This is a genomic window from Halomonas sp. GT (genome assembly GCF_002082565.1).
GTDB lineage: Bacteria > Pseudomonadota > Gammaproteobacteria > Pseudomonadales > Halomonadaceae > Vreelandella.
In genome coordinates, this window is sequence record NZ_CP020562.1 from 2422416 (window position 1) to 2439399 (window position 16984).

The 16984-nt window shown below is 50.7% G+C and carries 14 protein-coding genes; 1 reads left to right on the forward strand and 13 read right to left on the reverse strand.

Annotated elements, in window-relative coordinates; all coding sequences use genetic code 11:
- Positions 1-21: 21 nt before the first annotated feature.
- The 3 genes from argJ to B6A39_RS11360 form a co-directional block, all read right to left on the reverse strand.
- Positions 22-1251 carry a bifunctional glutamate N-acetyltransferase/amino-acid acetyltransferase ArgJ gene (argJ, locus tag B6A39_RS11350; RefSeq protein ID WP_083005684.1) on the reverse strand — a complete coding sequence of 410 codons (1230 nt, stop codon included), beginning with the start codon at positions 1249-1251 and terminating at the stop codon, positions 22-24.
- 36 nt (positions 1252-1287) lie between these two features.
- The gene (gene secA, locus B6A39_RS11355; protein ID WP_083005688.1) at positions 1288-4020 is read right to left on the reverse strand and encodes a preprotein translocase subunit SecA; all 2733 of its coding nucleotides are present in this window, start codon (positions 4018-4020) and stop codon (positions 1288-1290) included.
- A 68-nt stretch (positions 4021-4088) separates the two neighbouring features.
- The gene (locus tag B6A39_RS11360) at positions 4089-4457 is read right to left on the reverse strand and encodes a hypothetical protein (protein WP_083005691.1); all 369 of its coding nucleotides are present in this window, start codon (positions 4455-4457) and stop codon (positions 4089-4091) included.
- Between the two features lie 112 nt (positions 4458-4569).
- On the opposite strand from B6A39_RS11360, the gene B6A39_RS11365 reads away from it, so the two are divergent.
- A complete protein-coding gene (locus tag B6A39_RS11365) occupies positions 4570-5043 on the forward strand; it encodes a DUF721 domain-containing protein (RefSeq protein WP_083005694.1) in 474 nt (157 codons plus the stop codon).
- Positions 5044-5143: 100 nt separating this feature from the next.
- Here B6A39_RS11365 and lpxC read toward each other — a convergent pair whose 3' ends face one another.
- The 10 genes from lpxC to mraY all read right to left on the reverse strand — a co-directional run bounded on the left by lpxC (position 5144) and on the right by mraY (position 16980).
- Complete coding sequence (lpxC, locus tag B6A39_RS11370; RefSeq protein WP_083005698.1) at positions 5144-6055, reverse strand: UDP-3-O-acyl-N-acetylglucosamine deacetylase; 912 nt, start codon at positions 6053-6055, stop codon at positions 5144-5146.
- A gap of 161 nt (positions 6056-6216) precedes the next feature.
- Positions 6217-7395 carry a cell division protein FtsZ gene (gene ftsZ, locus B6A39_RS11375; protein WP_083005701.1) on the reverse strand — a complete coding sequence of 393 codons (1179 nt, stop codon included), beginning with the start codon at positions 7393-7395 and terminating at the stop codon, positions 6217-6219.
- 34 nt (positions 7396-7429) lie between these two features.
- Positions 7430-8719 carry a cell division protein FtsA gene (gene ftsA, locus B6A39_RS11380; RefSeq protein ID WP_083005704.1) on the reverse strand — a complete coding sequence of 430 codons (1290 nt, stop codon included), beginning with the start codon at positions 8717-8719 and terminating at the stop codon, positions 7430-7432.
- A gap of 316 nt (positions 8720-9035) precedes the next feature.
- Positions 9036-9749: a cell division protein FtsQ/DivIB gene (locus tag B6A39_RS11385; RefSeq protein WP_083005707.1), complete on the reverse strand. Its 714-nt coding sequence runs from the start codon at positions 9747-9749 to the stop codon at positions 9036-9038.
- Complete coding sequence (locus B6A39_RS11390; RefSeq protein ID WP_083005710.1) at positions 9746-10687, reverse strand: D-alanine--D-alanine ligase; 942 nt, start codon at positions 10685-10687, stop codon at positions 9746-9748. The genes B6A39_RS11385 and B6A39_RS11390 overlap by 4 nt, the downstream gene beginning before the upstream one ends.
- The gene (murC, locus tag B6A39_RS11395; RefSeq protein WP_083007895.1) at positions 10684-12096 is read right to left on the reverse strand and encodes a UDP-N-acetylmuramate--L-alanine ligase; all 1413 of its coding nucleotides are present in this window, start codon (positions 12094-12096) and stop codon (positions 10684-10686) included. The genes B6A39_RS11390 and murC overlap by 4 nt, the downstream gene beginning before the upstream one ends.
- Before the next feature lie 53 nt (positions 12097-12149).
- Positions 12150-13247, reverse strand: coding sequence for an undecaprenyldiphospho-muramoylpentapeptide beta-N-acetylglucosaminyltransferase (gene murG, locus B6A39_RS11400; RefSeq protein ID WP_083005714.1), 1098 nt, complete (start codon positions 13245-13247; stop codon positions 12150-12152).
- Positions 13248-13265: 18 nt separating this feature from the next.
- Positions 13266-14447, reverse strand: coding sequence for a putative lipid II flippase FtsW (ftsW, locus tag B6A39_RS11405; protein ID WP_083005717.1), 1182 nt, complete (start codon positions 14445-14447; stop codon positions 13266-13268).
- On the reverse strand, positions 14444-15838 hold the full coding sequence (gene murD / locus B6A39_RS11410; RefSeq protein ID WP_083005721.1) for a UDP-N-acetylmuramoyl-L-alanine--D-glutamate ligase: 1395 nt from the start codon (positions 15836-15838) through the stop codon (positions 14444-14446). Before murD ends, ftsW begins: the two co-directional genes overlap by 4 nt.
- A 59-nt stretch (positions 15839-15897) precedes the next feature.
- Complete coding sequence (gene mraY, locus B6A39_RS11415) at positions 15898-16980, reverse strand: phospho-N-acetylmuramoyl-pentapeptide-transferase (protein WP_083005724.1); 1083 nt, start codon at positions 16978-16980, stop codon at positions 15898-15900.
- Positions 16981-16984: the final 4 nt, after the last annotated feature.

Sequence of the window (16984 nt, forward strand, 5' to 3'; positions counted from 1 at the left end):
TTGGCTACTTTTCAGTACGCTTCAGCTACGGTAATCCGCGTTGATAGTCACATAGTCATGAGATAGGTCCGAGGTCCACACAGTGGCACTCTCTTCACCACGACCCAAATTAATGCGAATGATGATTTCTTCCTGCGCCATGACGGCGCTGCCCGCTGCTTCTGTATAACTGTCGGCACGGCCGCCCTTTTCAACTAAGCGAACGTCACCCAAATCAATGACAACTTGATTGACATCGAACGACTCAACCGGCGCGCGCCCAACAGCGGCTAAAATACGCCCCCAGTTAGCATCAGAAGCGTAGAGCGCAGTCTTCACCAGTGGCGAGTGAGCAACAGTAAAAGCAACATCCAACGCTTCCTGCCGAGTGGTCGCCTCATTCACCTGGAGCGTCACAAACTTTGTCGCTCCTTCGCCATCACGAATAATCGCTTGGGCAAGCTCGGTCATCACGCGTTGTAGCGCATTGCGGAAAATGGCCACCTGCTCCCCGCTTTCAACTCGAGCGCCTGTACCCGTCGCCGCCAGCATGCAAGCATCGTTGGTTGATGTATCGCTATCGACAGTGATGCAGTTAAAAGATCGATCCACCGTTTCACGTAATAAACTCGCTAACAACGGCTGCTCAATCGCCGCATCCGTCACCACAAAACCCAACATGGTAGCCATATTGGGCTTAATCATGCCTGACCCTTTGGTAATGCCATTGATCGTAACCCGCTGATCACCGATTGAAACGGTTATCGTTGCACCTTTGGCTCGGGTATCAGTGGTCAGAATCCCCTCACCGGCCTGCTGCCAAGCAAGACTAGTATCCGCTAGGGAACTTAGCGCATTAGGCATACCGGCAAGCAGGCGTGCCATCGGTAGAGGCTCGCCGATCACACCGGTTGAAAAGGGTAAGACCTGGCTTTTATCAACACCCATTTGCTCAGCAAGCGCTTTACAGCTGGCATAAGCGTCCTGCAAGCCCGATGCGCCAGTACCAGCATTGGCATTGCCAGTATTTACCAGCCAGTAGCGAGGAACATGCCCAGCGCTTGCACACTCTTCAAGGTGCGCTTTCGCAACGACCACTGGAGCAGCACAAAACGCATTGCGAGTAAAAACCCCGGCTACCGTGGCAGTTTCAGGTAACTCAATCACCACTACATCACGGCGATCTGGCTTTTTAATACCTGCCATTGCACTGCCCAGGCGCACCCCGTTAAGGGGTGGCAATTCCGGAAAAGCAAGATTTCCCACCGCCATGTTTTTCTCCTTTGCGCTCAATTTCGCCACGCGTGATTAGCTTAGTTTTCCACAGCACTGCTTATACTTTTTACCGGACCCACATGAGCACGGATCATTGCGCCCTACTTTTGGCCCTTCACGACGCAACGGACGTCCGTCAGCCCCAGGTGCTTCCTGTGAAACATCTTCCGGCTGGGCGTTAGGATCATCGTGGCGACTTGCCGCTGTCGCACGTTCCCGCACTGACTCTTCACGGCGCTTCTGCTCTAGCGCATCAACCTCTTCAGGCTGGCGAACCTGCACGTGGCTTAAAATTCGCGTAACGTCAGCTTTAATGTTCGTTAGCAGATGCTGGAACAACTCGAAGGATTCACGCTTGTACTCCTGCTTAGGATTCTTCTGGGCATAACCACGCAAGTGAATGCCACGACGCAGGTGATCCATCGACTGAAGATGCTCTTTCCAACGGGTATCCAACACCTGGAGCATTACCTGTTTTTCAAAACGGCGAATTAACGTGGCGCCAGCAGCCTCAATTTTGGCTTGATACGCATCGCGGTGCATCGCTTGTAAACGCTCACGCAGTTTCTCTTCACTGAAGCGCTCGTCTTCTGCCGCCCATTGCGTAACGGGAGCATCAAGATTGAATTCAGTTTTAAGATGCGCCTCTAACCCAGGCAAATCCCACTGCTCAGCCAAGCTCTGAGGTGGCACATAATCACTGATGGCATCTTCCATGACTTCTTCACGAATACCGATGACGGCGTCGGAAACCTCATCAGCGGACAGAATTTCATTACGCTGTTCGTAGATAACTCGACGCTGATCATTAGCGACATCATCGTATTCAAGCAGTTGCTTGCGGATATCAAAGTTGCGCCCCTCTACTTTTTTCTGGGCACGCTCGACAGCGTTAGACACCATCTTGTGCTCAATTGCCTCACCGCGTTCTAGTCCAAGAGCCAGCATCAGGCGCTTCACTCGGTCAGAACCAAACAAACGCATCAAACTGTCTTCTAACGAGAGGAAGAAGCGTGTAGAGCCTGGGTCGCCTTGACGTCCCGCACGACCACGCAGCTGGTTATCAATACGACGGGACTCATGACGTTCAGAACCAACAACATGCAAACCACCTGCTTCTAAAACACCGTCATGGCGCTTTTGCCACTCCGCCTTGAGAGCTTCAATCTGTTCTTGGGTGGGATTTTGCAGCTTAGCCGCTTCTGCTTCCCAGTTCCCCCCGAGGACGATATCGGTACCACGTCCCGCCATATTCGTTGCAATAGTAATGGCGCCCGGACGACCTGCTTGAGCGATGATTTCTGCTTCGCTTTGGTGTTGTTTAGCGTTCAACACATTAAACGTCAGGCCAGCTTCGCGCATTAGGCGGGCTAGGTACTCTGAGGTTTCAATCGACGCTGTACCAACGAGCACAGGGCGTCCGGCTTCAGTTTCGGCCTTCACATCTTTAATAATCGCTTCGTATTTTTCTTCAGCACTCAGATAGACCAAATCATTCAGATCTTTACGAGCAAGCGATCGATTCGTTGGAATGACGACCACATCCAGGCCATAAATTTGCCTAAATTCGAATGCTTCGGTATCAGCGGTGCCGGTCATGCCAGCGAGCTTTTCATATAAACGGAAGTAGTTCTGGAAAGTAGTCGATGCCAGTGTCTGGCTCTCTCGCTGAACCGTCACTCCCTCTTTCGCTTCAACCGCTTGGTGCAACCCTTCTGACCAACGGCGCCCCGGCATAGAACGCCCAGTATGCTCATCAACGATGACAACCTGGCCTTCAGAAACGATGTAGTCAACGTCTAAATGATAAAGGTGTCTTGCGCGTAGCGCGGAATGCATATGTTGAAGCAAGTTTAGGTTTTGTGCGGCATAAAGCGATTCACCCTCGCCTAAGAGCCCTTCGGCACGCATTAGCTCTTCAACTTTGTTATGACCCTGCTCGGTAAGTTCTACCTGCTTTTGTTTTTCATCAAGCAGGAAATCTCCCGTGACTGGCGCATCGCTGTCCTCCGAGGCTTCACCTTGTTCTAACTGCTGAGCCAGGCGATTCACAATGCCGTACAAATCGGTATTTTCATCCACTGCGCCCGAGATAATTAACGGCGTACGAGCTTCATCAATTAAAATAGAGTCGACTTCATCGACGATGGCGTAATGCAGACCACGCTGCACTTTATCCTCAAGCGAGAACGCCATGTTGTCGCGCAGATAATCGAAACCAAACTCATTGTTAGTGCCATAAGTGATGTCACACTGATAGGCATGGCGCTTCTCTTCACCCGTTTGGCCAGCAAAGATAACGCCTACCGATAACCCAAGAAACTCATACAAGGGCCGCATCCATTCAGCATCACGGCGGGCTAGATAATCATTAACGGTGACGACATGGACACCCTTACTTGGCAGCGCATTTAAATATACGGCAAGCGTCGCCACCAGGGTTTTACCCTCACCGGTTTTCATTTCCGCTATACGGCCACGATGCAACGTCATACCACCGACCATTTGGACGTCAAAGTGGCGCATTTTCATTACCCGTTTACTAGCCTCACGCACGACGGCAAACGCTTCTGGTAACAAACTATCAATAGACGCGCCTTCTGCTAACTTTTGACGTAACAGCCCTGTTTTTGCTTGCAACTCAGCGTCACTTAACCCTTCAAGTGCTTGCTCTAAAACGTTAATACTGAGCACGCTTTTTTGCATGCGCTTAACGTCGCGATCATTTTTAGAGCCAACGACTTTACGTAACAAATTATTAATCATGAAAGTTCCAAATCTTCTCGAGCGCCCCGGTCAGGTACGCCCTTTTATATAAGGCAAATAAGGTAAATTTAGTGAACGTACAGCTGAGCTGGCGGGCCACGAGGATTCAGCACATCAATCGCGGCAACCAACTGATGGGGGATACGAAGAAAATAGCGGATACAGCGCAAGACGGTAGGATACACACACGCTTGTTTTCGTACCCAGTGGCGCAGGGCGCAGCGCTTCTTAGCGATCCATTCAGACTGGGCACGCAGCATTGCTGGCACCCAAAAACAGATAATCACCCCGCGCTCACCGCCACGCAATGCATCTGAAGGATGTAAACTAGCAGGTAATAAACAACTCACTAGGAGGCCTGCCAGCCACCAACGCGCTAGGCCGTTTCGGCGTTGCCGCCGCGGCGAAGCAGACAAAACATCTGGCGTTGATGACATGCTGTGGACTGGCTCCCGAGCGTGTTAGGCTCTATCAATTAAAAGTCTATAGAAAAACGCTGGTGGCAATCGTGAGTGTGGCTTAGCCAACAACGTTCCAGGAATTAAGTTAATGAGTATAAAGGTTAAGCGTTCCCGCGCACAGCCCATTACCCAACTGCTGACCAAGTCTGGTAGCGCGGGACAGCTTATGCGACAGTCTCGTTTGATTGATCAGGCTCAACGTCATTTACGCGCCCACCTGCCTGAAGCAATGCGTGAGCATATTTTCGTCGGGGGCTTTCGAGACGGACGATTGACGTTAATAAGCGGCCAAGCAAGTTGGCTAACGTGGCTGCGCTATGAACAGCCGCAATTGCTAGTCTTACTGCATCAGTTGCCAGGGTTTGAAGGCGTTACCGGCTTCACCCTTAAAGTGCGACCCGTTCGGCCAATCGAAAGCCCTAAACGTTACACCCGCACCCTCTCAGAAAGTGCTGGAAAAACGCTAACCGAATGCGCAAAAGACACTGACAACCCCTCGCTTAGAAACGCCCTGGAGCGTCTTGCGGCACATGCACCAAATGACTCAGATAATAAACGTTAATAGCCACGTTACTGCCAGCGCCAATACGCAAAAAGCACCGCCAGAGCGGTGCTTTCTACTAGTGCAGTCATACTATTCACACGTCTGGCAGACGTTCAAGCTACGCCATTGCAGGTGCCGAATAAGAGATCGGTGCGACCGCTTTATCTTCTTCAAAGGTGACCACTTCATAGGCATCGGGCTGCGCCAACAACTCGCGGCACAACTGATTATTAAGCGCATGGCCTGATTTAACACCTTGGAATTCGCCAATCAGACTGTGACCAAGCTGATACAAATCACCAATAGCATCCAGCACTTTATGCTTGACAAACTCATCGTCATAGCGCAAACCGCCTTCATTAACAATGCGATAATCATCCACAACAATGGCGTTATCTAAGCTACCGCCAAGCGCAAGATTATTGGATCGCAAAAATTCGAGATCGCGCATAAACCCGAAGGTACGTGCACGAGAAACCTCTTTCACAAACGACGTTGTTGAAAAATCGATTAACGCAGTTTGTTTCTGCTGCTCGAACACAGGGTGATCAAAGTCGATTGCAAACGAGACTTTAAACCCTTGATGAGGCAAAAAGACGGCTTCTTTGTCGCCATCACTGACGGCAATACGACGCTTAATTCGGATAAATTTCTTAGGTGCATCTTGCTCTAAAATGCCCGCGGATTGAATTAAGAACACAAAGGGGCTCGCGCTACCGTCCATGATAGGCACTTCAGGAGCACTAACATCGACATAGGCGTTATCAATACCCAGTCCCGCAAATGCCGACATCAGATGTTCGACCGTCGCAACTTTCACACCCTTGTAAGAAAGAGCAGTGCATAATGTGGTGTCTTCCACCAATTCAGCACGTGCCGGCACGTGAACCACAGGCTCTAAATCGGTTCGGATGAACACAATTCCGGTATTAGCCGGCGCCGGGCGCAAAGCCAGGTGGACTTTTTTACCAGAGTGCAGACCCACTCCGGTGGCGCGAATGACGTTTTGTAGTGTGCGTTGTCTGATCATGGGCAGTGGTCGAACTCTAATGTCGGCGGTTACCGGCAGAAAAGTGCCGACAAGTACCGCTAGGGGAAGAAAGTTAAGAAACAGTGTTCACTTTAACAGCAAACAAGCGTTTTAACCAATAAAACTCTTGTTTGCTGTTTCAATGAACCCGATAGCGTCAATCAATCTGCCTGACGACGTAAAAATGCGGGGATGTCCAAATAATCATCGGCATCAGGGGCTCGACGCTTTTCAGGACGGGGTTTCGCAGCTGCCTCAGGCGCCTCTTTGCGTGCCGTTGCTTGCTGACGCATGACAGTTGGCTGTTGCAACTTGCGGTAATCTGAGGACGCTTCAGCAGCAGACCGGCGCGCTGGCTCACGTGAAGCAACTTTACCCTTGCTACCATCCAGCCCAGCAGCTACCACAGTGACGCGCAGCTCATCAGACATTTCCATGTCGATAGAGGTGCCCACCACAATCGTTGCCTCCTGAGAAGCAAACTCTTGAACAGTGGCGCCTACATCATTGAATTCACCAATCGACAAGTCAGGGCCAGCAGTAATATTGACCAGGATGCCGCGAGCGCCGTGCAAATCGATGTCTTCAAGCAGCGGGCTACGAATGGCTTTTTCAGCCGCTTCGCGAGCACGATTCTCGCCAGTTGCTCCACCGGTACCCATCATCGCCATGCCCATTTCTGACATAACGGTTCGCACATCAGCAAAATCGACGTTGATAATGCCTGGGCTGGTAATCAGCTCAGCAATACCCTGAACGGCTCCCAACAGCACATCGTTAGCAGCGCTAAAGGCGGTTAGCAGTGTTGCGTTCTTACCTAAAACAGAAAGCAGTTTTTCGTTTGGAATAGTGATCAACGAGTCAACATGCTCAGAAAGCTCTTTCATGCCCTCTTCAGCGGCGCGCATGCGCTTCGGCCCTTCAAACGGGAAGGGGCGAGTTACCACGGCAACCGTCAAAATACCCAATTCTTTAGCAACCTGAGCAACGACAGGCGCACCACCGGTACCTGTACCGCCACCCATACCCGCAGTGATGAACACCATGTCTGCGCCGGTTAATAGCTCAGCGATGCGATCACGGTCTTCCATAGCTGCTTGGCGGCCCACTTCAGGATTGGCACCCGCCCCGAGCCCTTTGGTAATTTCGCCACCTAGCTGCAAGACTGTTTTTGCAGATACCCGTTTAAGCGCTTGGGCGTCGGTGTTAGCGCAGATAAATTCAACGCCTTCAATATTACTTTCGACCATGTGGTTGACTGCGTTGCCGCCGCCACCGCCAACACCGACCACTTTGATGACCGCACTGCTCGAGGGTGCGTTATCTACCAATTCGAACATAAGCCCCGTCTCCTGAACCGCGCTTGCGGCCCTGTCAGAAATTTCCTTTGAACCAGCCTTTGATTCTTACCAGCGCCGATTGACCTTCCTTGATATCACGCCGGACGACTTCGTTGCGCCCTTTATGCGCAGCAACGACTCCCCCGTGGCTTTCTAGGCCTTGCCCATGTCGCGCTTCTTGCAATGCATAATGCAACAAACCCACACCTGTTGCATAAATAGGATTGCGTACCACATCAGCCAGGCCTTTGACATTCTGCGGACAAGCAATACGAACAGGCATATGAAAAATTTCTTCTGCCAATTCGCTAACCCCTTCCATACGCGAGGTGCCACCAGTGAGCACAACACCAGCAGCCACCATATCCTCATAGCCACTACGGCGTAATTCGTCTCTCACCAACGTAAATAGCTCCTCGTAACGCGGCTCAACCACTTCAGCAAGTGCCTGTCGTGATAAATCACGAGCCGGACGATCTCCTACGCTGGGAACTTTAATCATTTCGTCGCTTGCAGCCAGCTGTGTCAGTGCGCAAGCGTATTTAACTTTAATCTCTTCAGCATGTTGCGTTGGCGTGCGCAATGCCATCGCTATGTCATTAGTTACTTGGTCGCCTGCTATAGGGATAACGGCAGTATGACGAATGGCCCCTTCACTAAAAATGGCCATATCAGTGGTCCCACCTCCAATATCCACCATACAAACGCCTAATTCTCGCTCATCCTCGGTGAGGACAGCCATACTAGAAGCTAGCTGCTCAAGAATAATTGCGTCAACGTCTAAACCACATCGCCGTACACATTTCTCAATATTTTGAACGGCGTTCAATGCCGCTGTCACAAGGTGAACCTGTGCCTCCAAGCGGACCCCTGACATTCCTAGAGGTTCACGGATGCCACCTTGGGCGTCGATTGAGAACTCTTGGGGCAATACATGAAGTACACGCTGCCCTTCAGAGACTGCGCGAGCGCGAGCTGAGTCGATGACTCGCTCGATATCGGACGGAGTGACTTCCCTTTCTTTAATAGCAACCACACCATCTGAGTTCATTGAACTGATGTGGCTGCCGGCAACGCCAACGTAGACAGAGTGAATATCACAACCCGCCATTAATTCCGCTTCTTCAACAGCGCGTTGAATAGATTGCACTGTTGATTCTATATTAATGACCACGCCACGCTTCATGCCACGTGATGGATGAGAGCCGATACCCGCTATCTCAATCCCACCATCATCGGTGGGTTGACCGACTATCGCGACGACTTTGGACGTTCCAATGTCCAGCCCGACAACCATATTGGATGCGTTGGGTGAGCCTGCCATGAGTCGGATAATCTCCTAGAAAAATTTTAAAAGAAACTTGTTAGTCGTAACTGCGCTGAATTGTTAAAACGGCGATACAAAATCATGCGAAATAACAGTGACGCCTATCGAACTATCCAGCCAAATGCTGACCGTGATTAAATAAATAGCCCGTAAAAAAACATCAGCAATAACATAGTATAGAAACAATACTCACAATACGACTAGCGCACGCCTACGATAATCGCCTTTGGGCGCGATTTAAAGCCTATTCATGGCTTTTCGCTGTTGGCAACCACTTACATTTACCTACTTCTTGCACATTGTAAGTCGCTTATTACTCATCTTCTTCTGCAAAGTCACTTTCTCCGTGCCAAGCAACTGCAACACCATTCGGGTAACGTAAGTCGATATAGCGAATATGATTCCCAACCTGAGCAAGCTCACGCTGCCATGATGCCGATAAACGAGCTAATCGAATTTCATGCTGACGCCTTCCTAACATTACCCAAGCACCATTACTTAACTGAAGCCGCCATGCACCACGGGGCTCTAAACGTAATTGGGAAAGTGACAGCGACAACCCCTGAAAGTGAGGTGTTAAGCGGCGATAATAAGTCAGCACTTCCTCTCCACTTCCCGTCGGCCCAGCCAAATCAGGAAGCCCTTGAGGCACACCTAGTGGCGCAAAGGCAAACGATTCACCTTTGGGGTTAAGTAGAAAATCATCGTTCCAGCGGGCCACTGGCGTTTGCTCTACCAGCTCAAATACAAGTGCATTTGGCCACTCTCTGGAAATTCTAACTTCATTCAGCCAGCCAATTCTCAACGCACGCCTACGAAGCTCACCTAAATCTGCTGAGAGCCAAGTTGCCTCTTGAACGAGCGGCGCTAGCTGAGTACGGAGATAATCAGCACTCACATACTCCCACTCGCCACGAATAGATACACGCTCAATAGGCCTATCTAACCATAACCACAGGGCACGCCCACCAGCACCTAGCAATAATGTTAGCAATATGAGGCCTAACCATGCATTACGCTTTTTCATGAGCAGCTGCGTTGAACCGCAGTATTCAAGATGCGTAACACTAGCTGATCAAATTCTATGCCTGCATACGCCGCCGCTTGAGGCACCAAACTGTGATCCGTCATGCCGGGGACTGTATTAACTTCAATCAGCCAAAACTTGCCCATTGCGTCGCGCATTACATCTACACGCCCCCAACCCTCACCACCTACGGCATCAAATGCTTTCTTGCATAGTTCTGCCAAAGCCTGTTCATCAATAGCTGATAAGCCGCAGGGAAGATGATACTGGGTGGTATTAGCAATGTATTTCGCTTCGTAATCATAAAAACCGCCAGGAACTTCGACACGAATAGCTGGCAGTACATCATTGCCAAGCAGAGCAACGGTATACTCCTCACCCACAACGAAGCGTTCAGCCATGACACGGGCATCATAGTTCGCTGCCTCATGATAGGCAGCCTCTAACGCCTCCTGGGTTTTAACAATACTAATCCCCAGCGTAGAGCCTTCGTGGACTGGCTTCACCATCATTGGCAAACCTAATTGCGACACCACCATGGGCCAATCAGATGACTCACTGAGCATAATACTTTCAGGCGTGGGCAACCCTACCGCTTGCCAAACCTGCTTCGTGCGTTGCTTATCCATTCCTAACGCGGATGCCAGTACACCACTGCCGGTGTAAGGTAGGCCTAAAAGCTCTAGCGCTCCCTGTAACGTGCCATCTTCACCACCACGACCATGAAGAGCCACGAAAACAGCCGTCGGCGCCAGGCGTTCTAGCCCTACTAAACCTGCTTCTTTTGGATCGTAGCCAATAGCATCGATACCTTGACGCTTTAACGCACCAAGCACAGCAGCACCGCTTTTAAGCGACACCTCGCGTTCTGCTGAAGTACCACCGTAAACAACGACGACACGTGCCAAGGGATCATTCAGTGACATTGCTGCACTCATAGCTCTACCTTATCTAGCGATAACTTGGCATGCGCGAAACGAAGTGAAATACCACCCACATCACCAGCGCCTTGAGTAATAAAAATATCCCCGGGACGCAGAAGCTTGCTTAACAATGCAGGTAACTCCTGCTTATGCTCAACGAACAATGGATCGACTTCTCCTCGCTGACGAATAGACCCGGCAAGGGTGCGACCTTCCGCGCCTGGAATCACGGCTTCCCCAGCGCTGTAGACGTCCAGTAATACGAGCGTATCCACTTGAGAAAGCACCCGAACGAAATCTTCATAAAGATCGCGGGTGCGACTGTAGCGGTGCGGTTGGTACAGCATGACCAATCGACGTTCCGGCCAACCAGCACGAACCGCCTGGATAACCATGTCAACTTCACGGGGGTGGTGTCCGTAATCGTCTACTAACATGATATCGCCATCAGCATTAGGGGCACTGAAATGGCCATGCACTTGAAAGCGGCGCCCTACACCGGCAAAACTTGCCAGCCCACGAAGAATAGCATCGTCACTTACCCCGGCATCCGTTGCTACAACAATCGCCGCCATAGCGTTTAGCGCATTGTGGCGACCAGGCATTGCTAGCCGAATAGACAATGGAGCAGCTTCACCGGGGCGTACTGCGGTAAACGAGACGTCACCTCCTTGCTGAGTAAAGTCCACAATGCGGTAGTCGGCATCTTCATCGAAACCGTAGGTCACAAACTGGCGCTTCACCTGATCACGCAACGACCGGATATTAGCGTCATCAATGCACAGCACTGCCAGCCCGTAAAATGGCAAATTATGAAGAAACTCAATGAATGTGCTCTTTAAACGCTCAAAATCGCCACCATAAGTGGCCATGTGGTCTGCATCTATGTTTGTCACAATAGAGACCATTGGCTGAAGGTGCAGAAACGACGCATCCGACTCATCAGCCTCAGCGACTAAATAATCCCCTTCCCCCAACCGGGCATTAGCGCCAGCGCTGGTGAGCTTTCCACCAATCACAAAGGTGGGATCTAACCCGCCTTCCGCCAGCAACGTCGCAGTCAAGCTGGTTGTAGTCGTCTTGCCGTGTGTTCCTGCGACAGCAATACCATGGCGAAAGCGCATTAGCTCAGCTAGCATTTCAGCACGCCTTACTACTGGCACACGATGCTCATGGGCCCAACGAATTTCAGGATTAGTTACATCAATAGCGCTAGAGACAACGACGACATCAGCTCCCGCCACATTCTCTTCAGCATGACCGATTGCAACGTTAACACCACACTGACGAAGGCGTTCAATGACATTTGATTCCTTCATATCGCTGCCGCTGACGCTGTAGCCCTGATTAGCAAGCACCTCAGCGATCCCACACATACCTGCGCCACCGATGCCAACAAAGTGCAAACGCTTAATACGGCGCATACCCGGGCCGCTTGGGCGGACACCTGAGTGTAACGCGTTATTAATAGAATCGGTCACGCAGTCTCTCCTTGTTTTACTAACGCTAAACATCCCTTTGTAAGACGCTCAGTCGCCTCTAAGTAAGCCGTCTGACGGGCTTTAAAAGCCATATCTGACAATACGCTCGGGACTAATAGCTCATCTAAATAGTGTGTTAATCGCTCGGGGGTAAGCTCAGACTGTGTGACACAAAGTGCCGCCCCGGCTTTTACTAAAACGTCAGCATTGACCCGCTGATGATCATCAACAGCAAATGGAAACGGCACTAGCAAGGCAGGCTTTGCAGCTGCGGCAAGCTCTGCCACTGTTAGCGCTCCGGCACGACAAACGACTAAATCTGCCCACTCATACGCAGCCGCCATGTCATCAATAAAGGGAGTGACATCTGCCACAATCCCATGCTCAACGTAGGCGCTTGCCGTCGCCACATCTCGGTCTTTACCCGCTTGGTGGCGAACATCAGGGCGACGCTCAGGAGGCAAACCTGCCAACCCAGGCGGTAAACGTTCATTCAATGCGACCGCCCCTAGAGAACCCCCAACAACTAATAACCGTAGCGGTCGAGCGGCTAGCTCAGCAGCACCCCTAGGATGCTCACCCAGTGCAGCAATATCTTCTCGCACGGGATTGCCAATCACTTCTGCCTTGTCACCAAAAGCCTCGGTAAACGCCGCGTAAGTATGTGTCGCTAATTTCGAGAGCACTTTATTGGTCAGCCCAGCAATAGCATTTTGTTCATGTATCACCAATGGCACCCTGGAAAGCCACGCCGCCAGCCCACCAGGGCCACTGGCAAATCCACCCAACCCAACCACCACATCAGGATTGAAGCGACGAATTACCTTTCGTGCTTGCAGTACAGCTTGGGATAGATTCAGCGGTGCCTTCAGCCAGCCAGCGACGCCTTTGCCACGCAAACCGCTTATGTCGATGGTATGAAGCGTGATACCTGCTTCTGGTACCAAGCGATTTTCGATCCCTCTTGGGCTTCCCAGCCATTCAACGTCGACATTGTGGGCTTTGAGCGAACGTGCTAATGAAAGCGCCGGAATAACATGACCTCCGGTACCTCCCGCCATAATTAAAATGCGTCGACGTGCGTTCGTCGTCACAAACAACTCCTTGAGTAGTTACGATAACCGAGGTTCATGGCGTGACTTGTAGGGTGTCGATACGCGACGTGGACGGTGACGCGTTTCCGCATCTACACGCAGCAACAAGCCAATCATTATACCGGTTACCAATAAACTTGAACCGCCATAGCTAATCAGCGGCAATGTTAGCCCTTTCGTTGGCAACAGCCCGGAGCTAACCGCCATATTGATAAAGGCCTGAGCTGCGATAACGAAACCTATGCCATAGCTGACATAGGCACCAAACAAATGGCCTGCCAATTCTGCACGACGACCAATCAACATTGCCCTGGTAATGAGTAACGTAAATAGCAGTACCACGAGAATGGCACCAATCATGCCAAGTTCTTCTGCGATGACAGCAAAAATAAAGTCTGTATGAGCTTCAGGCAGGTAGTGAAGTTTTTGAACACTATTACCTAAACCAGTACCGGTCACATGCCCACGACCGAAAGCAATCAACGCCTGAGTAAGCTGATAGCCAGTCGCAAACTGATCAGCCCATGGGTCCAAGAAGCTCGTCCAACGCGCTAATCGGTAAGGCTCCATAACAACCATCATGACGGCACCAGCAGCCAATACGCCACCACTACCAAATAGTAAGGTAAGCGAAGCGCCGCTCATCATTAACATACCAATAACGCACACGGTATATACCACCATGCCGCCAAAATCGGGAGCAAGAAAAAGCAGCCCCGCCGGAACGGCAAGCACCGCTAGAGGTCGCCACATACTTAATGCACGTTGGCGCAGGTCATAGGTAAAGCGGGACATGAAGGCTGCCATGTAAAAAATCAAACCGATTTTTCCAAGCTCGGAAACTTGCAGGCTAGGCAAGGGACCAGGTAGTGAAATCCAGCGCTTGCTGCCGTTAACTTCCTGCCCAATCACCAGCACCAGCACCAGCATGATAATGCTTACTAGCAAAATTAGCGCTGCGTTTTGCCGCCATGCTTCCAAAGGGACACACAGCATAAAAAAACAAGCTAATATAGACAGGAATAGAAAAATGCCATGCTGACGGGCGTAGTGATAGCTATTTTCAAGTAGACCTACCGACGCTGAACTTACCATCACCCAGCCCAACCCAGCTAACGCTACGGCGGCGACGATTAACCACACATCGGAGGGTAAATGTCGCGTTGTCAAAGTATCGCGGATACGCTGCAATCGACTCATAACCTCTCTCCTGAGTGATTATGCTGTTTATGCTTTTGCTCAACCCAATATCGAAAAGCATCGCCTCTCGCTTGGTAATTGACAAACTGATCTAGACTTGCACAGGCGGGTGACAGCAATACACAGTCGCCGGGCTCAGCTATTTCCCAGGCCACTTCCATCGCTTGAATTAAATCGTTTACTAGATGAACGGGAACAGCAGATGACAAAGCGTCTTCAAGACGGAGTGCGTCAGCGCCAAATAGCACCGCAGTTTTAGCGCACTCTGCTAATGGCATCGTCAGTGGGGAAAAGTCAGCACCTTTACCGACACCACCGGCCAATAGTATTACTTTCCCTGTCAGCGACGCGCTAATGCCTTGAATCGCTGCCAGCGTAGCGCCAACGTTAGTGCCTTTTGAATCATTCACCCACATAACGTCATTGATTCGAGCGATTACTTCACTACGATGGGGCAGCCCCTTGAAAGCAGTTAATGCTTGGCACATTGGTGCTTTTGCGAAGCCCAACGCCTTACCCATTGCCAATGCTGCTAGTGCATTGGCATAGTTATGTCGCCCTGCCATGTTAAGAGCTTCTGTGCTAAGCCAAGCAGTATCACCATGGAACAGCGTTAACTCGCCGCCTTTTTCAACTAACCCCCAGTCATTACCTGCGGGTGCGAAGGCCGTGAAACGCTCTACATGATCAACGGACGACTCTGGCCAAGTGAGCGCGTCATCTGCATTGACAATGGCTGATTGCGCACCGCGAAAAATACGCTGCTTAGCGCGGCGGTATCCCACCATATTTCCATGACGATCTAAATGATCTTCACAGAGGTTTAAAAAAGCAGCCGCTTTAGCACCCAAATGAGGCGTTGTTTCCAGTTGAAAACTTGAGAGCTCAAGGATGTAAAGCTCTGCATCTGGGCATTCAACTAATAAATCCAATGCAGGCGTGCCCAAATTGCCACCCACTGCAGCTTTAACACCAGCGACTCTAGCCATCTCGCCGAGTAATGTCGTAACAGTTGACTTGGCATTAGAGCCAGTAATGGCGGCGACCGGCGCATTCACAGCGCGAATAAACAAAGCAATCTCGCCTACCAGCACGGGCTCCCGCGTTGCTGGGTTATGACGCTCCAGTAAGCCATCAAGTCCTGGCGAATGAGGATCTACACCAGGGCTTACAACCACTTCGTAGGCATCTGTAAAATCAAGCGCCGTTAACGGGCCACAATAAACCTCAACACCAGGGTTTTCGTTCTGGAAGGCACGTAAACCCGGAGGCTCTGCTCGCGTATCTGCCACCATAAATGGCGTGCCTTGGCGAGCTAAATGCCGGCAGATAGCGCGCCCTGAAACTCCAAGCCCAACAACAACGGTGACTCCATTTGCGACTCGCACGATGACTGGCTCCTTTGTGCATCACGCTAATAACGGCAACTCTGCCGCTATTACTCTGCTAATCATCGAACTTTAAGCGTGGCCAGCCCTAACAGCACCAGCACTACGGTGATAATCCAGAAACGCACAATTACCCGCGGCTCTGGCCAACCTTTCAACTCATAGTGATGGTGCAACGGCGCCATACGGAAAATACGCCGACCGGTAAGCTTATAAGAGCCAACTTGAAGAATCACCGACACTGTTTCAAGTACAAATATACCGCCCATAATAAATAGCACAATTTCTTGACGCACAATAACGGCAACAACACCAAGTGCTGCACCTAGTGCTAGCGCCCCCACATCCCCCATAAACACCTGAGCCGGATAAGTGTTAAACCATAAGAAGCCCAGGCCAGCACCAGCAATAGTGGCACAAAAAACGGCTAACTCGCCGGTACCATGAATAAAAGGGATATGTAAATAGTTAGCAAATACAGCGTTTCCACTTGCATAGGCAAATACAGACAAGCCCATTGCCACCAGCACAGTAGGCATAATCGCCAAGCCATCAAGGCCATCGGTGAGATTGACTGCGTTAGAGCTGCCGACAATTACAAAGTAAGTTAATACGATATAGAAAACGCCAAGCGGCAGCGCAATATCTTTGAACATCGGGATCAATAAGCTAGTTTCAGCCGGCGTAGCGGCCGTAAGATATAGCACCAACGCAGCGCCAATACCCACCACCGACTGCCAGAAATACTTCCAACGAGCAGGCAATCCGCGCGGGTTCTTTTCGACCACCTTGCGATAATCGTCGACCCAACCAATAGCCCCGAAGCCTAATGTGACCAATAACACTATCCAAACATAATGGTTGGTTAAATCGCCCCAGATCAGTGTACTGATAGCAATAGCCAGCAAGATCATTGCCCCACCCATAGTGGGCGTACCCGCTTTAGACAAATGAGACTGGGGGCCATCATCACGTATCGCTTGGCCAATCTGACCTTCCACTAGCCGACGTATAACCCAGGGACCAAGCCACAGACATAGCATGAGAGCCGTTAGCGCTGCGAGAATGACACGTAAGGTTAAATAGTTAAAAACTTGGAAAGCAGATTGATATTGGGCTAGAAAATTCGCCAGGTGAAGTAACATGAAC

Coding starts and splice junctions, on each gene's coding strand:
- argJ (WP_083005684.1), bottom strand. CDS start 1,251: ATGGCGGTGGGAAATCTTGCTTTTCCGGAATTGCCACCCCTTAACGGG.
- secA (WP_083005688.1), bottom strand. CDS start 4,020: ATGATTAATAATTTGTTACGTAAAGTCGTTGGCTCTAAAAATGATCGC.
- B6A39_RS11360 (WP_083005691.1), bottom strand. CDS start 4,457: ATGTCATCAACGCCAGATGTTTTGTCTGCTTCGCCGCGGCGGCAACGC.
- B6A39_RS11365 (WP_083005694.1), top strand. CDS start 4,570: ATGAGTATAAAGGTTAAGCGTTCCCGCGCACAGCCCATTACCCAACTG.
- lpxC (WP_083005698.1), bottom strand. CDS start 6,055: ATGATCAGACAACGCACACTACAAAACGTCATTCGCGCCACCGGAGTG.
- ftsZ (WP_083005701.1), bottom strand. CDS start 7,395: ATGTTCGAATTGGTAGATAACGCACCCTCGAGCAGTGCGGTCATCAAA.
- ftsA (WP_083005704.1), bottom strand. CDS start 8,719: ATGGCAGGCTCACCCAACGCATCCAATATGGTTGTCGGGCTGGACATT.
- B6A39_RS11385 (WP_083005707.1), bottom strand. CDS start 9,749: ATGAAAAAGCGTAATGCATGGTTAGGCCTCATATTGCTAACATTATTG.
- B6A39_RS11390 (WP_083005710.1), bottom strand. CDS start 10,687: ATGAGTGCAGCAATGTCACTGAATGATCCCTTGGCACGTGTCGTCGTT.
- murC (WP_083007895.1), bottom strand. CDS start 12,096: ATGCGCCGTATTAAGCGTTTGCACTTTGTTGGCATCGGTGGCGCAGGT.
- ftsW (WP_083005717.1), bottom strand. CDS start 14,447: ATGAGTCGATTGCAGCGTATCCGCGATACTTTGACAACGCGACATTTA.
- mraY (WP_083005724.1), bottom strand. CDS start 16,980: ATGTTACTTCACCTGGCGAATTTTCTAGCCCAATATCAATCTGCTTTC.